This is a genomic window from Microbacterium sp. LWO14-1.2, from assembly GCF_038397715.1.
Classification (GTDB): Bacteria; Actinomycetota; Actinomycetes; order Actinomycetales; family Microbacteriaceae; genus Microbacterium.
This window is the reverse complement of record NZ_CP151633.1, coordinates 1,437,841-1,451,760: the sequence shown is the minus strand read 5'-3', so window position 1 is coordinate 1,451,760 and position 13,920 is coordinate 1,437,841. Positions and strand designations below refer to the sequence as shown.

18 protein-coding genes are annotated in these 13,920 nt (G+C 68.7%); 9 read left to right on the top strand and 9 right to left on the bottom strand.

Features of this window, described 5'->3' with window-relative positions; all coding sequences use genetic code 11:
- Window positions 1–108 precede the first annotated feature (108 nt).
- Window positions 109–297 carry a DUF3073 domain-containing protein gene (locus tag MRBLWO14_RS06940; RefSeq protein WP_096716204.1) on the bottom strand — a complete coding sequence of 63 codons (189 nt, stop codon included), beginning with the start codon at window positions 295–297 and terminating at the stop codon, window positions 109–111.
- Between the two features lie 150 nt (window positions 298–447).
- Between MRBLWO14_RS06940 and MRBLWO14_RS06935 the strand changes: the two genes are divergently transcribed.
- On the top strand, window positions 448–990 hold the full coding sequence (locus MRBLWO14_RS06935) for a universal stress protein (protein WP_341935722.1): 543 nt from the start codon (window positions 448–450) through the stop codon (window positions 988–990).
- Between the two features lie 214 nt (window positions 991–1,204).
- On the opposite strand, the gene MRBLWO14_RS06930 is transcribed toward MRBLWO14_RS06935, so the two are convergent.
- The 7 genes from MRBLWO14_RS06930 to MRBLWO14_RS06900 form a co-directional block, all read right to left on the bottom strand.
- Entirely contained in the window at window positions 1,205–1,831 is a 627-nt protein-coding gene (locus tag MRBLWO14_RS06930; RefSeq protein ID WP_341935721.1) for a PadR family transcriptional regulator, read from the bottom strand.
- Window positions 1,828–2,670 carry a DUF4097 family beta strand repeat-containing protein gene (locus MRBLWO14_RS06925; RefSeq protein ID WP_341935720.1) on the bottom strand — a complete coding sequence of 281 codons (843 nt, stop codon included), beginning with the start codon at window positions 2,668–2,670 and terminating at the stop codon, window positions 1,828–1,830. The genes MRBLWO14_RS06930 and MRBLWO14_RS06925 overlap by 4 nt, the downstream gene beginning before the upstream one ends.
- Window positions 2,671–2,745: 75 nt before the next feature.
- Window positions 2,746–3,171 carry a hypothetical protein gene (locus MRBLWO14_RS06920; protein WP_341935719.1) on the bottom strand — a complete coding sequence of 142 codons (426 nt, stop codon included), beginning with the start codon at window positions 3,169–3,171 and terminating at the stop codon, window positions 2,746–2,748.
- Window positions 3,172–3,268: 97 nt separating this feature from the next.
- Window positions 3,269–3,523, bottom strand: a complete 255-nt coding sequence (locus tag MRBLWO14_RS06915) for a hypothetical protein (protein WP_341935718.1) — start codon at window positions 3,521–3,523, stop codon at window positions 3,269–3,271.
- Complete coding sequence (locus MRBLWO14_RS06910; RefSeq protein WP_341935717.1) at window positions 3,474–4,985, bottom strand: hypothetical protein; 1,512 nt, start codon at window positions 4,983–4,985, stop codon at window positions 3,474–3,476. Before MRBLWO14_RS06910 ends, MRBLWO14_RS06915 begins: the two co-directional genes overlap by 50 nt.
- A complete protein-coding gene (locus MRBLWO14_RS06905; RefSeq protein WP_341935716.1) occupies window positions 4,982–5,704 on the bottom strand; it encodes an ABC transporter ATP-binding protein in 723 nt (240 codons plus the stop codon). Before MRBLWO14_RS06905 ends, MRBLWO14_RS06910 begins: the two co-directional genes overlap by 4 nt.
- A gap of 65 nt (window positions 5,705–5,769) precedes the next feature.
- Window positions 5,770–6,012 carry a hypothetical protein gene (locus MRBLWO14_RS06900; RefSeq protein WP_341935715.1) on the bottom strand — a complete coding sequence of 81 codons (243 nt, stop codon included), beginning with the start codon at window positions 6,010–6,012 and terminating at the stop codon, window positions 5,770–5,772.
- Between the two features lie 196 nt (window positions 6,013–6,208).
- Here MRBLWO14_RS06900 and MRBLWO14_RS06895 point away from each other — a divergent pair, with 196 nt between their 5' ends.
- The 3 genes from MRBLWO14_RS06895 to MRBLWO14_RS06885 all read left to right on the top strand — a co-directional run bounded on the left by MRBLWO14_RS06895 (window position 6,209) and on the right by MRBLWO14_RS06885 (window position 8,310).
- Window positions 6,209–6,997 carry a MerR family transcriptional regulator gene (locus tag MRBLWO14_RS06895; RefSeq protein ID WP_341935714.1) on the top strand — a complete coding sequence of 263 codons (789 nt, stop codon included), beginning with the start codon at window positions 6,209–6,211 and terminating at the stop codon, window positions 6,995–6,997.
- 118 nt (window positions 6,998–7,115) lie between these two features.
- Window positions 7,116–7,490 (top strand): hypothetical protein, encoded by a 375-nt coding sequence (locus MRBLWO14_RS06890; RefSeq protein WP_341935713.1) that lies wholly within the window; start codon window positions 7,116–7,118, stop codon window positions 7,488–7,490.
- 4 nt (window positions 7,491–7,494) lie between these two features.
- Window positions 7,495–8,310 (top strand): nitroreductase family protein, encoded by an 816-nt coding sequence (locus tag MRBLWO14_RS06885; RefSeq protein ID WP_341935712.1) that lies wholly within the window; start codon window positions 7,495–7,497, stop codon window positions 8,308–8,310.
- A gap of 5 nt (window positions 8,311–8,315) precedes the next feature.
- Here the strand turns inward: MRBLWO14_RS06885 and MRBLWO14_RS06880 are convergent, their stop codons facing one another.
- Window positions 8,316–9,842 carry an FAD-dependent oxidoreductase gene (locus tag MRBLWO14_RS06880; protein ID WP_341935711.1) on the bottom strand — a complete coding sequence of 509 codons (1,527 nt, stop codon included), beginning with the start codon at window positions 9,840–9,842 and terminating at the stop codon, window positions 8,316–8,318.
- Window positions 9,843–9,952: 110 nt separating this feature from the next.
- On the opposite strand from MRBLWO14_RS06880, the gene MRBLWO14_RS06875 reads away from it, so the two are divergent.
- The 5 genes from MRBLWO14_RS06875 to MRBLWO14_RS06855 all read left to right on the top strand — a co-directional run bounded on the left by MRBLWO14_RS06875 (window position 9,953) and on the right by MRBLWO14_RS06855 (window position 13,918).
- Window positions 9,953–10,342: a CrcB family protein gene (locus MRBLWO14_RS06875; RefSeq protein WP_341935710.1), complete on the top strand. Its 390-nt coding sequence runs from the start codon at window positions 9,953–9,955 to the stop codon at window positions 10,340–10,342.
- Window positions 10,339–10,698 (top strand): CrcB family protein, encoded by a 360-nt coding sequence (locus MRBLWO14_RS06870; RefSeq protein WP_341935709.1) that lies wholly within the window; start codon window positions 10,339–10,341, stop codon window positions 10,696–10,698. Before MRBLWO14_RS06875 ends, MRBLWO14_RS06870 begins: the two co-directional genes overlap by 4 nt.
- Before the next feature lie 98 nt (window positions 10,699–10,796).
- Window positions 10,797–12,068, top strand: coding sequence for a sugar ABC transporter substrate-binding protein (locus MRBLWO14_RS06865; protein ID WP_341935708.1), 1,272 nt, complete (start codon window positions 10,797–10,799; stop codon window positions 12,066–12,068).
- Window positions 12,069–12,072: 4 nt separating this feature from the next.
- On the top strand, window positions 12,073–13,032 hold the full coding sequence (locus MRBLWO14_RS06860; RefSeq protein ID WP_341935707.1) for a sugar ABC transporter permease: 960 nt from the start codon (window positions 12,073–12,075) through the stop codon (window positions 13,030–13,032).
- Complete coding sequence (locus MRBLWO14_RS06855; RefSeq protein WP_341935706.1) at window positions 13,025–13,918, top strand: carbohydrate ABC transporter permease; 894 nt, start codon at window positions 13,025–13,027, stop codon at window positions 13,916–13,918. Before MRBLWO14_RS06860 ends, MRBLWO14_RS06855 begins: the two co-directional genes overlap by 8 nt.
- The last annotated feature ends 2 nt before the right edge of the window (window positions 13,919–13,920 follow it).

The window sequence follows — 13,920 nt, the reverse complement described above, 5'->3', positions numbered from 1 at the left end:
TCGCCGGCCGTGCAGGAGCGCGGTGACCACTCACGGACACTGCAGCGCGCCCGGACACGACGAAACCCCCGTGCGGTGCACGGGGGAGACGACGAGACGAGAGGGCGGTCAGGCCTTCTCTAGTTCGTCCTCGTCTTCGTCGGCGTACTCGTCAGCCCACTTGTCGACGTACTCGTCTTCCGAGTCGCTCGGGTGACCGAGCTCTCGTTCGAGCGCCGAGTAGTTGACGGACGGACTGAATGACTTCAGTTCGCGGGCGATTTTGGTGTGCTTCGCCTTCTGACGGCCACGGCCCATGCCAGAGACCCCCTCACGAGTTGAGCTGCGGGCTAGCTGGGGCCCGATGCATTCACGACACCGGCTCGAGGCCGGTAAGAGTAGCATTCAGAATAGCACGCGGGTAGACCGCACTGCCTGATAGCCAGGCTGGTGAAGGGAGCGATCTCGATGACCGACAACACCTCTTCTCCCTCGGACGAGGCCGTCCAGAACGCGACGCTGCAGAAGGCGGTGATCGTCGGCATCCAGCCGGGTCAGAGTCCTCGCGTCATCCAGGAGGCGTCGCGGTTTGCGCGCCTGCTGCGGGTGCCGCTCGTCGTCGTGCACGTCGACGTCACGCGCTTCGTGACCTACGAGGATCCGGACGGCTACGTGCACTCGGCGCCCATCGACATCAACTTCGACGCGGGCACCGCGGAGTTTGAAGCCGTGCAGGCCGAGGCCGCTCAGGCCCTCGACGGCACGGGCCTGACCTGGACCGCACGCCAGCTCGTCGGTGACCCGGCACTCGCGATCAAAGCCCTCGCGAACAAGCTCGACGCCCAGCTGATCGTGGTGGGCACCCGCAAGCGCGGCATCGGGGAGTCGATCCGGGAGTTCTTCACCGGATCGGTGGCCGCGCGCCTCGCTCACCGGCAGCACCGGTCTGTGCTCGTCGTGCCGCTGGAGGAGCCGGTTCCCGACTCGCAGCCCGAGATCTGGACGGAGTAGCGTCGCGCGTCGTTCGGCGCGTTTCGTCTCGCTTCGCTCGCTCAACGACCCGGTGGGGCTTTGCTCGCGCGGTGACCCGGTGGGTCTCCGGTCGTTGAGCGAGGACGGCGGAGCCGACCGAGACGAAACGCGGTGACCCGGTGGGGCTTTGCTAGCGCGGTGAAACGCGTCGACCCCCGCGGAAGGTTCCGCGGGGGTCGACGCGTCGGGCGAATCAGCGCGACAGCGCGGCGAGGGCCGTCGTGATGCCGCGGGCCGCGGCATCCAGTCCGTCCTCCAGCTCCGAGACGACGGAGGCCGGGAGCACGCCGCCCCTCGCGACGTGCGTGCGGAGGTCGGTGCGGATGCGGGCACGGAATGCGTTGATCACGGCGTCCGCCCGGTGGAGCTCCTCGCGGCTGACGATGCGCTCGTCGTCACCCGGCGTGCGCGGGCGGGACTTGGATGCTGCGCGGTCGTCCTTCTCGGCGGTGGCGAAGTCGGCCCTCAGGCTCTTCATCGCCTCCTTGACGCTCTGGCGCACCTCGTTCGCGATCAGGCGCACTGAATCGGTGAGCCCCGCCTCGATGCCCGCGAGGTCGCCCTCACGGGACGACAGCTCGGCGCGTCCGGCATCGGTGATCGCGTAGATCGTGGTGCGGCCGTCGACGGTCTTCGAGACGAGGCCCTCCTCTTCGAGCTTCGCGAGTCGCGGGTAGATGGTGCCGGCGCTCGGCGTGTACGTGCCGCCGGTGCGGTCGGTGAGCGCCTGGATGATGCCGTACCCGTGCTGGGGGGATTCGGCCAGCAGCGAGAGCAGGTAGAGGCGCAGGTCTCCGTGGGAGAAGACGGCGGGACTCATGCTTCCTCCCATTCGGCGTCGTTCTCGATCGATGCGGGCGTGCGGCGCAGCACCGTCACGCCGCCCGAGACGGAGTTGGCGCGCAGGTCGACGAATCGTCCGGCGAGCTCGCCCGTGGAGCCGGTGTAGTTGTTGATGCCGGAGGAACCGCGCTCGACGCCGTCGATGAGAAGTCGTCCGCTCAGCGAGCGGATCACGTAGTTCGCGGCCAGCGACTCGTCGAGCCGCACGGTGGTGCCGCCCGAGACCGAGTTGATGTTGATGGTGTTGACGTCGCCCGCGGCGTCGACGAGGGTCGATCCCGAGACGATGTCGACGGTCGCCTTGCGCACGGTGCCGGTGACGGCGACGTCGCCCGAGACGCTGTTCGCGGTGATGGAGCCGGTCAGTCCGCGCACCTGCACGTCGCCCGACACCGAGTTCACGGTGAGGTCGCCGATGAGCGTGTCGACGATGATGTCGCCCGAGACCGTGTTCAGACGGGCGTCGTTGCGGATGCCGGAGACGAGGGCGCCGGCGCTGACGACGCCCAGGGTGAGGGCGATCGCGCGGGGCACGGCGATGCTGACCTCGGCCTTGGGGCCGCCCGAGCCGAAGTTCCGGAACACCTCGAGGAAGTTGTCCCATCCCAGCTGCGGGTGGTCGATCTCGACCTCGCCGTCATGGGATTCGATACGGAGGTCCTTGGTGGTGACGCCGTGCACCTCGATGCGGATGCCGGGTTCGTCGTGGGCGATCACGTCGACCTGCCCGCCGACCAGACCGACCTTCAGCCTGCTGACGTTCTCGATGTCGATGACGCGTTCCTCGCCCGGGGCGATGAGCCACTTCTCGGTCATGTCTGCTTCTCCTGTGTTGAGACGGATCACGATATATCGTGTTGCGACAGAGTAACACGATATATCTCGATCGTGTCAAGGGGTGATCTCGCCGAGGCGTCGATCCCACCGTCGCGCGCCCGAGATCAGCGCGCGTCCGTCGCCGAAGACGGGCAGCAGGAACACCGCATGCGCGAAGAACCACACGTGAAGCAGGGCGTGCGGGCAGGCAAGCAGAAGGATGCCGCCGGCGACCGCGCATCCGCCCGGTCCGGCCAACGCCGCGAGGAAGGCGTCCCGGCCCCGAATCGCGCCGGTCGCCCTGACCGAGATGCGCCAGGCCGTGCGTTCGAGCGTCACGCTCGTGCCACCGTCTGCGCGGAGGAGCACGAGCGCATGACCGAGCTCATGCAGCGCGAATGAGCCGCAGAGTCCGACGATGTAGTGCAGGCACAGCGTCAGCAGCGCGGTGACGACGGCGGACTGGGACGTGATGATCGCGAAAACCCCCGTGGCCGACACGCACACCGCGAATGCCAGATGGCCCGGCCACCCTGCGGGGAGAAGCCAACGGGCGGTCGCTCCCGCGGTCAGTCTGTCGACCGTCGCCGCCCACACGTCAGTCGGTGCCGGAGAGCAACTGGCGGCGCCTCTCGAGCAGCACGTCGTAGACGGCGAACACCGCCAGCAGCAGCACGACGATGATCACTCCCGTGACGACGAGGGGCAGCGGGTCGTGCAACCCGACCCCGAGTCCGGCCGAGCCGTCGACCCGCTGGTCGACCTCGACGAAGAGCGAGCCGAACCAGCCGAGTCGCCGTCCCTCAGTCGACCCGGCCGAGAACATGAGCCACACGAACGTCGTCACCACCACCCCGGCGAGGATCACGACCGCGCCGACCGCGCTTCCGAGCACTCTGAACAACCACTTCATGACGTTCCGTCCTTTCGATTCTCTGCATTCCGACAAGCGACAGGGCGGCGGCGCCGACCCCGATGACGATGAGCGCGGTGATGCTCGCCCAGGCGGGGAGTCCGAGCAGGTTCGTGCCGAGCAGCAGCGCCCCGGTCGCGAGACCCGTCGTCACCACGCCGACGACCACCGAGAACGGATTGCCCTTCTCGGGCGGGAACGTGATGCCGGCCAGCGTCAGCACCACGATGTTGACGACCCCGAAGCCCACGACCGCGAGGATCGACACGATGTCGATTCCGGTGACCGCCGACATCACGCCGGTCGGCACAGCGCACAGCAGGAACGCCACGAGCTGCGGCCCGAGCAGCAGCAGGTACCGCACGAGCGGGTCGTGCCGTCGCGGACCGCAGGCTCGCAGCGGCTCGGTCGACACGTAGGCGTACACCGACTGCACGGTCACCGCGAGCAGCAGGAAGGGTGGCAGGGCGATGTCCAGCAGCAGCAGGGCGTAGGAGCCGGCCAAGGCGAGCCCGTAGACCGTCATGGTCTCGATGGCGCGCAGGTGGGCGTCGAAGTAGGCGCCGAACTCCGAGCCGCCCAGGAGCCGCGGGGCGGCGGCGAAGCGTCGCGTCGGCTCGAACGAGCGCGGATTGACGACGAGCACGATCGCCGCGGCGAGGACGACCGCAGCGAGCCAGCAGAGTGTCGCGAGGAGCAGCCCCTGCGCCTCGGCGATATCGGCGAACACGAGCGGCAGGGCGAAATGCGTGCCCTGTCCGACCGAGGCGAAGAGCACCGCCTCGGACTGCGACGACACCCACGCGTACAGGGCGACGAGCGTCGCCGCGAGCACGATCGGCACGAGGAACGAGCGCAGGCGGGCGAGGCGTAGTCTCATCAGCATCCGCTCGAGCGCGAGGTAGTAGGCGCTCGCGAGCAGGTAGGCGACCACCGCCGGCATCAGGAGACAGGTCGTGATGTCGTCGAGGACGCCGGGGCCTCCGATCGACAGGGATCCGCAGATCAGGGCGCCGAGGATCAGCACCAGCCCGCCGCCGACGAGGAGCGCCTCGAACAGCATGAATCCCAGCATCCGCGCCCGGTTCGTGATCGGCAGGCAGTACGTCAGCTCCACGAGATCGCCGGATTTCAGGAAGAGGATCCTGACCAGGGTGAAGAGCGCGACCACCCACAGCGGCACGGCTGCTCCCGCCACGCGGAGCAGGGGCCGCAGCATCTCGGGATCGACGATCAGCTGGCGCAGGGTGACCACGCCGAAGGCGAACAGCGCGACGACCGCCATGACGATCACTACGACCAGGGTCCATCGCACGAGGGGCACCTGCAGGGCTCCACGGCGCAGGACTCGGCGGACGAGGAAGAGCGTGAGGAAGCGCGCGAGCGTCAGCGAGGGAGTCATGATCGCGAGGATGCCGAGGAGTCGCCTGTCGTCTGCTTCACCAGGGCGTCGACGGACCCGAAGCGCGCCAGCACCTCGTCGAGCGACAGGTCGTGGCGGAGTCGACCGTCCAACAGCACGATGACCCGGTCGCAGGTCGCCTGGATCAGCCGGAAGTCATGGCTGCAGAAGAGGAGCGCGGTGTCGTCCGTGAGAGTCCGCGCATCCTCGGTGAAGGCACGGAGGGCATCGGCATCCACTCCGTTGAGGGTCTCGTCGACGATCGTCAGCGGCCGCCGGACCAGCAGGCTGGAGATGACCTGCACCTTCTTGCGCATGCCGTGCGAATAGTCCTCGATGAGATCGGACTCCCGTGAGGCCATCTGATAGCGCGCGAACGCCTGCGCCACCTGATTCTCGTCGGCCCTGAGTCCGTACAGCCGGTGCATCAGGCCGACGTACTCGGCGCCGGTGAGGAACTGGGGGAGGAAGTCGTTGCTGGCGACGTACGCCACGCTCTGCCTGGCATCACGATCCTGATGCGAGCGCCCGTCGACGCGGATGCTGCCGCCGCGAAGCTGCAGCAGATCGGCCAGCAGACGGATCAGCGTCGATTTGCCCGAGCCGTTGGGGCCGACGAGCGCGACCCGCTCGCCGCGGTCGATCGCGAACGACACGTCTCGGAGGACGGGAGCCCGCTTCGCGTACGCGAAGGAGACGGAGGAGACCTGGAGGAGCATGCTGCGCCTTTCACTTCACTGCGGGTCCCTCGGCGCCGGGAGGCGACGCCGAGGGACGTTGTTCATCAGATGCACTCGATCCAGACGGATACGCCGCTCTTTCCCCACTTCCAGTTGCCGCTGAAACGGCGTCCGCCGTTGGAGAAGAAGCACCACAGCGCGAGCGCTGCGAGGAACGCGACGCCGAACACGATCAGCGCGGCGATGAGCACCAGCCACCAGCCGTCGAGGCGCACGAGCGCGTCGTCGAGTGCATCGCTCACCCGTCGACGCATGAGCGTCGGTTCCATGAGAGTCATCACAGACATGAATCACCTCCTTTCGTCGATTCGTCCCGATGCTCGCAGTCCGCACGTCGACAGAACAAGTCATTCGACTCTTTAATGCCGTCATATGAGTCGTATATGCCGGATCGACTACCTCGGACAGAGGGTTTGACCTTGACGCAACGTCAACCTCTACCGTGGAGATATCACCCGGACGACGTGGCTGAAGGAGGAGGAGATGGCACGGAGGGACTGGTCGATCCAGGAGATCGCACGCCTCGCCGGCACGACCAGCAGGACGCTTCGCCACTACGGCGACATCGGATTGCTGCCGCCCTCGCGCATCGCCGGCAACGGGTACCGGCACTACGACGAGGCGGCTCTGATGCGTCTGCAGCGGATCCTGCTGCTGCGCGAGCTCGGACTCGGGCTCCCGCAGATCGCGGAGGTGCTGCGCGCCGGTGCGCAGGGGAGCACGGAAGAGGCGGCCCTGGAGACCCATCTCGCGGTGCTGCGCGAGGAGCAGGACAGGCTGGCGCGGCAGATCGCGTCGGTGGAGAAGACCATAACTGCATTGAGAGGAGGTGAACAACTCATGGCAGAGGACATGTTCGACGGCTTCGACCACACCCGGTACAAGGACGAGGTCGAGCAGCGCTGGGGCAGTCAGGCCTACGCCGACGGCGACCGCTGGTGGCGCGGGATGACCGAGGCCGAGCGCGCCGACTGGCAGCAGCGCGTGTCCGACCTCGGACGCGACTGGATCGCCGCCGCCGAGAGCGGCAGCGACCCGGCATCCGCAGAAGCGCAGCAGCTCGCCCGCCGTCACGTCGACTGGCTCACCGGTGTGCCAGGCACCCCGGCGTCGGCGCCGGGCGGAGACGTCAAGGCCTACGTGATCGGTCTCGGCGAGATGTACGTGGCCGACCCGCGCTTCGGTGCGAACTACGCGACATCGTCGGGCGGGACGCACGGGGCGGAGTTCGTGCGCGACGCGCTTCGCGTGTACGCGGAGGCGAACCTCTAACGACCCCGCCGACACACCCCCTTGGGTGCGAGCCACCCCCTTGTGGCTCCTATCCAAAGGGGTGTTTCGCGCGCAAGGGGGTGGCTCGGCAGAGGGTGTCCGGGCGTAGTGTCGTGCCATGGCCCCCCGTCGGAAGCGCACGAACGCGGCTCCGCTGTTCGTCGCGGCCGCCGTCGCATATGCCGCGAACGCCGCGCTGGGCACCGCCGTCGCGACGAAGACGATCGACACGAGCGGGTGCCGCTGGCTCCACCACGCGCTCTACATCGCCACGTTCGCCGCGACCGGAGCCGCGGTCAGCGCCGCGTTCTGGGCCCGACCGAGGATGGCGAGTCGTCGGGCCGCGGCATCCCTCGTCCCCGCCGTCGTGCCCCTCGCGGCGATCCCGTATCTCGGCACGCACACGCGTCGGCATCCGCTGGTCGCGCTCGCCGCAGCCCCCTTCCTCGTCGCGGGCCTGGTGTGCTCGCGCATCCCCTCCGACCGGAAGTGAACGCATGGAACTGCTCGATGTCATCCGCCGCCGCAAGACCACGAACGGGCCGTTCCTGCCCGACCCCGTGTCGGAGGAGCATCAGCGCATCCTGCTGGAGGCGGCGGGCCGTGCGCCCTCGCAGCTGAACAGCCAGCCCTGGCGGTTCGTCGTGATCGAGAACCGCGAGACGATCGACAGGATCGCGCAGATCTCGGGCGAGAGCATGACGGAGGCGATGTCGAATGGCACGTTCTTCGAGCGCTACAAGCCGTACTTCCGCTTCAGCCAGGCGGAGATGGAGGAGAAGCGCAGCGGGATGCTGTTCGACAAGCTGCCTGCGGCCCTGCGGCCCTTCACGAGTCAGGTGTTCACGAAGCGCGGACAGAAGCTCATGAACACGTTCGGCGTGCCGAAGACGCTCGGCGAGGAGAACCACAAGCTCGTCGCCGGGTCGCCGCTGCTCCTCGGGGTCATGCTCGACCGCAGCGAGTACCGGCCCGGACAGCTGTCGTCGTTCTACTCGGTCTTCAGCATGGGCGCCGCGATGGAGAACGTGTGGCTCACGACGGTGGAGCTCGGCATGGGGATCCAGTTCATCTCGTTCCCCATGGAGGTGCCGGGCAAGTGGGAGGAGATCATCGACCTCCTGCACGTGCCGGACGACCTCGAGCTCATGGCCGTGTACCGGCTCGGGTATCTGCCCCCTGACCAGCGTCGTCCCGCGATCGACTGGTCGAGTCATCAGCGCAAGCTCGTGTCGCAGTACGTGTTCCGCGAGACCTGCGAGCAGCCCCAGCAGGGGTGGGATGCGCCGCCGGCCGATGCCGCCCGCGACTGACGGGCTCAGGCCTTCGGGGTGCGGGGCAGCTTCTTCAGATCGCTGAGCGCCGGTCCTTCGATGCGCGTCCCGTCGGCGGTGAAGCGGGAGGCGTGCAGCGGGCAGTCCCAGGTGCACTCCGCGTCGTTCCAGTCGAGGACGCCGCCGAGGTGCGGGCACACGGCGTCGACGGCTCTGGTGACGCCGTCGACGGTCGAGATGCCGACCGGGAGCCCTCCGCGGTTCGCCACGACGCCCTCGCCCTCGGCGGGCTGAGGCACGGGCACGGGGGTCTTCTCGGCATCCACCCATCCCTTGGTGGCGGCGGCCGCGACCTTCACGCCCTCGACGGCGCCGCGGGCGAGGTCGGCGGGCACGGTCAGACGGGTGCCGATCTTCACCATCCACCCCGGACGATCGTGCCAGCTCGCGCCGAGGATCTCCGTGGTCAGTCGCAGCGCCGCGGCCGGCGCGTTCGACAGTCCCCACTTGGCGTAGCCGGTCGCGAACCGGATGCGGCCGAGACCCCGCGGCATCGCGCCGACGAACGGGATCTGGTTGTGCGACTCGTAGTCCTGCGCCGACCAGCGATGCGTCTCCTCCGCGCCGGGGAAGTACTTCTGCGTCCACTCGACGAGCTCGTCGACCGCGGCGCGCTCACCGTCGGACCGCCCGACCGGGTGCCCGTTGCCGCCGACGACCAGCTGCGCCGCGGAGGCAGGGCCGTCGGACGCGGACACGGGGCGGATGGACCGCGTCGGCTGGTCGGTCGAGATGAACGTGGAGTCGGGGATGCCGCCGGGTACCCGGAACGACACGCAGTACGACCGGAACGCCCGCATCTTCGAGAAGTACAGACCGCGGTCGAGGATCGGATACCCGGTCGCGATGACGATGTGCTGGGCGAACAGGGGGCCGGTGGTCGTCTCAACCCGCGGGTCGGGAAGCGCGTGCGTCGCCGTCACCCGCACGCCGGTGTGCAGCGTGCCGCCGGCGGAGAGGAGCTCCAACGCCAGCGCCTCGGTCACCCGCATGGGGTCGATCGTGACCTGGTCGTCGAGGGCGACGGCTCCCACGGCCGGGAAGTCGACGCTAAGCTCGCCTCGTGTGAGCATGCGCGTCGGGAGTCCCGCCTCCTGGGCGGCGGCATGCTGCGCGCGCACCGATTCGAGTCCGTCTGCCGATTGCGCGTAGGTGTGATCGATGCGTCGTTCGTACGGCACTCCGGCGTGGTCGGCGAACGCGGTGAGCCAGTCCATGCCCGCGCGGTTGCCGTCGACGTAGGCCTGCAGCAGCGTCGCCGAGTGGTGGCGGCGGATCTCGGCGAGCCGCTGCGCCTGCAGCAACGACAGCTTGCCGGTGTTGCCTCCGGACGCGAGCTCGCCGACCGATCCCGACTCCAGCACCGCGACGTCGAGTCCCGCTCTGGTCAGCATCACGGCGGTCGAGAGGCCGGTGAGACCGGCGCCGACGACGATGACGTCGTGTCGTGCTCCGGGGTCGAAGGGGGTGCCTGTGGGCGGGGTGCGGTCGAGCTTCCACAGCGGCTTCATGGCACAAGTGTTCGCCTCGCATCGCCCGGCTGCACAGCGGGTTGACATTCCGCGGTGGTCCTGCGACGGTCCGACCCTGAGGCGGCCGAGGTCGGGGCTAGAGTTGCCGGGTGACTCCCCGCCGCGTGCTCCTCGTCTTCCTCGGGGGCACCGCGGGTACGGCGGCCCGCCTCGCGGTGGGCCTGTGGGTGCCGGATGCCGGCGGCATCCCCCTGGCGACTTTCGCCGTGAACATCGTCGGCGCGTTCCTCATCGGGCTCCTCGCGGCCCGGATGCCGCAGACCACCGACCTGCGCGTGCTGCTCGGCACCGGGGTGCTGGGCGGATTCACGACCTACAGCGCCTTCATGACCGGCACGGTGGAGCTCTGGGCCGCCGCGCCCGCCCTCGCCGCGGCGTATGCGGTCGGGAGCCTGGTTCTCGGACTCGCGGCCGCCGCGCTGGGGCTGCGCCTCGGCCGGCCGAACGACTCCACCGCCGGGGCGGGGGCTGCGTCGTGAGCCCGCTGCTGTTCGTGGCGGCGGCGCTCGCCGGGGGAGCGGGCGCGGTGCTCCGGTACGTCCTCGACCTCGCCGTGGGATCGATCGCGGGTCGGCGGTTCCCGTGGGGCATCCTCGTGGTGAACCTCACCGGCTCGTTCGCCCTCGGCGTGGTGACCACCGCGCTGCCCGACGCTGCCTTCCTCGTCGGCGCCGGTCTGCTCGGCGGATACACGACCTTCAGCACCGCCATGCTCGACGCCGTCGCGCTGTGGCGGGACGGCGAGCGCGCGGCATCCCTCTTCGACGCTGTCGGGATGCTGGTGCTCGGCCTCGCGGCCGCAGCGGCCGGGCTGCTGCTCGGCGCACAGCTCTGACACCTCTTGCGCGCCACGCGGGTGCCCGGCTACTCTCTTGCTAATCGTTTAACTGCTAAACGTTTAACACAGACCTGCACCCGTCGAAGGAGACACCGATGCCCCGCACCTCCCGCCGCGCCCTGGGCGCCCTCGCCGCCGCCACGGCGGCCGTCGTCTCGCTCACCGCCTGCTCCTCGTCGACCGGGGGCGGCGAGTCCTCCGGGGGCGATGTCACCCTCAGTCACGCGATCTGGGACGAGAACCAGAAGCCCGCGATGGAGGAGATCGCCGCAGCCTTCGAGAAGGAGAACCCGAACGTCTCGATCGACATCCAGGTCACGCCGTACAAGGAGTACTTCACGAAGCTGCAGACCGCGGCGACCGGCGGCTCGGCGGCAGACGTGTTCTGGATGAACGGTCCGAATTTCCAGCTGTACGCCTCGAACGGCCAGCTCGCGCCGCTCGACGACGCCGGGGTGGATGCCGCGGACTACCCCGAGGGACTCATCGACCTCTACACGTTCGACGGCACGCTCTACGGCGCCCCGAAGGACTTCGACACCGTGGCGCTCTGGTACAACAAGGCGCTGTTCGACGCGGCAGGAGTCGCCTACCCCGCGGCGGGGTGGACGTGGGACGACTTCACCGCCGCCGCCGCAGCCCTGACCGATCCCGCGACCGGCCAATACGGCGTCGCGGCGAGCCAGTACGGTCAGGAGAACTACTACAACTCGATCGCGCAGGCCGGCGGCGAGGTCATCTCGGCCGACGGCACGGAGTCGGGCTACGGCAGCCCCGAGGCACTCGAGGGCATCGAGCTGTGGACCGATCTCATCGAGGCGGGGTCGTCGCCGACCGCGCAGCAGATGACCGACACCAATCCCGAGGACCTCTTCCTCTCGGGCAAGGTCGCGATGTTCCAGAACGGCTCGTGGGCCGCGATCGCCTACGGCGAGAACGCCGACATCTCCGACCAGGTCGACGTCGCGCCGCTGCCGGAGGGGCCGACGGGGAACCAGAGCGTGATCCACGGAGTCGGCAACGTGGCGAACGCCAAGAGCCCGCACCTCGCCGAGGCGAAGGCGTTCGCCGCATTCGCGAGCGGCGAGCAGGCCGCGAAGATCCAGGCCGAGACCGGCACCGTGATCCCCGCGTTCCACGACACGCAGCAGGCCTGGGTCGACGCGCAGCCGCAGTTCGACCTGCAGGTCTACATCGACGCGCTCGACACCGCCGTGCCCTACCCCGTCTCGAAGAACACGTCCGCGTGGACGAGCATCGAGAGCGAGGTGCTGTCGCAGGTCTGGTCGGGTGCCGTCACGCCCGAGGCGGGCCTGAAGGACCTCGCAGCGCAGATGCAGACGGCGCTGGACGCCGAGCAGGAGTGACCTCATGACCGTCGTCGCCCCGCGCGAGGCCGCGCAGGCGGCGCGGATGCCCGAGGCGCAGAGCCCCGGCATCCGTCGCCGCCGGCGCGCGCCGGGCGCCTCGCCCTGGTGGGCGCTCGTGTTCCTCGGCCCCACCGCCGTCGGCATCGCCGTCTTCTATCTGTGGCCGACCGTGCGCACGCTCATCATCTCGTTCACGAAGTCCGGGCCGTTCGGCGGGTCGGAGTGGGTGGGCGTCGAGAACTACGCGCGTCTGTTCGAGGACCCCGAGCTGATCGGCGCGCTGCGCAACACCGCGATCTACACGGTCATCGCGCTCATCGGCATCCCGCTCGCCGTCGCCATCGCCGCGCTGCTGAACACCACCGGTCTCACAGGCCGCAGCGCCTACCGCACGCTGTACTTCATCCCCGTCGTGACGATGCCCGCGGCGATCGCCCTCGTCTGGCGCATGATCTACAACGGCGACTACGGCGTGCTCAACGCGGCGCTCGGCGCCGTCGGCATCGACGGCCGCAGCTGGCTCACCGACCCGAGCACCGCGCTCGTGGCGATCGCGGTCGTCGGCATCTGGGCGGGACTCGGCACGAACATCGTGATCTTCCTCGCCGGTCTCCAGGGCATCCCCGACACGATCATGGAGGCGGCCGACCTCGACGGCGCCGGTCCCGTGCGCAAGTTCTTCTCGATCACGATCCCACTGCTGTCGCCGTCGATCTTCTTCGTCAGCGTGATCAGCGTGATCGGCGCGCTGCAGGTGTTCGACCTCGTCTACATGATGCTCGGCCGCAACAACCCGGCGATGCCGAACACCCGCACGGTCGTCTACCTCTTCTACCAGGCGGGCTTCCTCGACAACGACCGCGGCTACGCGGCAGCCGTCGCGTTCCTGCTGCTCCTCATCATCCTCGTGCTGACGGTCGTGCAGTTCCGTCTGCAGAAGAAGTGGGTGCACTATGAGTGACCTCTCCCTCGACACCCGCGCGATCGTGGGCGCCGACGCATCCCGTCGCCGCCGCGCGGCCGGGACTCCGAAGAACCGCGGACTGTGGATCGTGCACCTCGTGCTGATCGTGGGCGCCGTGCTCATGGTGTTCCCGTTCATCTGGCAGCTGCTGACCTCGTTCAAGACCCTGTCCGACTCGGTGCAGGTGCCGCCGAGCCTGCTGCCGCGCGAGTGGGTGTTCACGAACTTCGCCGAGGTGTTCGACTCGATGCCCTTCGCGCAGATGTTCGCGAACTCGGTGCTGCTCACGGTCGGCCGCACGGTCGGGCAGGTCGTGCTCTGCACCATGGCCGGATACGCGTTCGCCCGCATCCCGTTCCCCGGCCGCAACGCCCTGTTCGTCGTGTTCCTCTCGGTGCTCATGGTGCCCTCGCAGCTCTACCTGCTGCCGCAGTACGAGATCATCCAGTCGCTCGGCTGGCTCAACACGCTGCAGGCGCTGATCGTCCCCGGCATCTTCAGCGCCTTCGGCACGTTCCTCATGCGGCAGTTCTTCATGTCGATGCCCGCCGAGCTCGAGGAGGCGGCGCGCATCGACGGCGCGAATCCGTGGCAGACCTTCTGGCGGATCATGGTTCCGCTCGCGAAGCCTGGCATCATCGCACTTGTGGTGTTCACCGTGCTGTGGTCCTGGAACGATCTGCTCTGGCCCCTGATCGTGACGACCGACCCTGCCAGGATGCCGCTGTCGGTCGGGCTGTCGCAGCTCGTCGGCATCCACGGCACCGACTACCCCGTGCTCATGGCCGGTGCGCTGCTCGCGACCCTGCCGATGCTGGTGACCTTCATGATCCTGCAGCGGCAGTTCATCCAGGGCATCGCGTTCAGCGGATCGAAGGGCTGAGC

Coding starts and splice junctions, on each gene's coding strand:
- MRBLWO14_RS06885 (WP_341935712.1), top strand. CDS start 7,495: ATGGAACTGCTCGATGTCATCCGCCGCCGCAAGACCACGAACGGGCCG.
- MRBLWO14_RS06940 (WP_096716204.1), bottom strand. CDS start 297: ATGGGCCGTGGCCGTCAGAAGGCGAAGCACACCAAAATCGCCCGCGAA.
- MRBLWO14_RS06925 (WP_341935720.1), bottom strand. CDS start 2,670: ATGACCGAGAAGTGGCTCATCGCCCCGGGCGAGGAACGCGTCATCGAC.
- MRBLWO14_RS06880 (WP_341935711.1), bottom strand. CDS start 9,842: ATGAAGCCGCTGTGGAAGCTCGACCGCACCCCGCCCACAGGCACCCCC.
- MRBLWO14_RS06895 (WP_341935714.1), top strand. CDS start 6,209: ATGGCACGGAGGGACTGGTCGATCCAGGAGATCGCACGCCTCGCCGGC.
- MRBLWO14_RS06930 (WP_341935721.1), bottom strand. CDS start 1,831: ATGAGTCCCGCCGTCTTCTCCCACGGAGACCTGCGCCTCTACCTGCTC.
- MRBLWO14_RS06855 (WP_341935706.1), top strand. CDS start 13,025: ATGAGTGACCTCTCCCTCGACACCCGCGCGATCGTGGGCGCCGACGCA.
- MRBLWO14_RS06900 (WP_341935715.1), bottom strand. CDS start 6,012: ATGTCTGTGATGACTCTCATGGAACCGACGCTCATGCGTCGACGGGTG.
- MRBLWO14_RS06865 (WP_341935708.1), top strand. CDS start 10,797: ATGCCCCGCACCTCCCGCCGCGCCCTGGGCGCCCTCGCCGCCGCCACG.
- MRBLWO14_RS06860 (WP_341935707.1), top strand. CDS start 12,073: ATGACCGTCGTCGCCCCGCGCGAGGCCGCGCAGGCGGCGCGGATGCCC.
- MRBLWO14_RS06890 (WP_341935713.1), top strand. CDS start 7,116: ATGGCCCCCCGTCGGAAGCGCACGAACGCGGCTCCGCTGTTCGTCGCG.
- MRBLWO14_RS06910 (WP_341935717.1), bottom strand. CDS start 4,985: ATGACTCCCTCGCTGACGCTCGCGCGCTTCCTCACGCTCTTCCTCGTC.
- MRBLWO14_RS06905 (WP_341935716.1), bottom strand. CDS start 5,704: ATGCTCCTCCAGGTCTCCTCCGTCTCCTTCGCGTACGCGAAGCGGGCT.
- MRBLWO14_RS06935 (WP_341935722.1), top strand. CDS start 448: ATGACCGACAACACCTCTTCTCCCTCGGACGAGGCCGTCCAGAACGCG.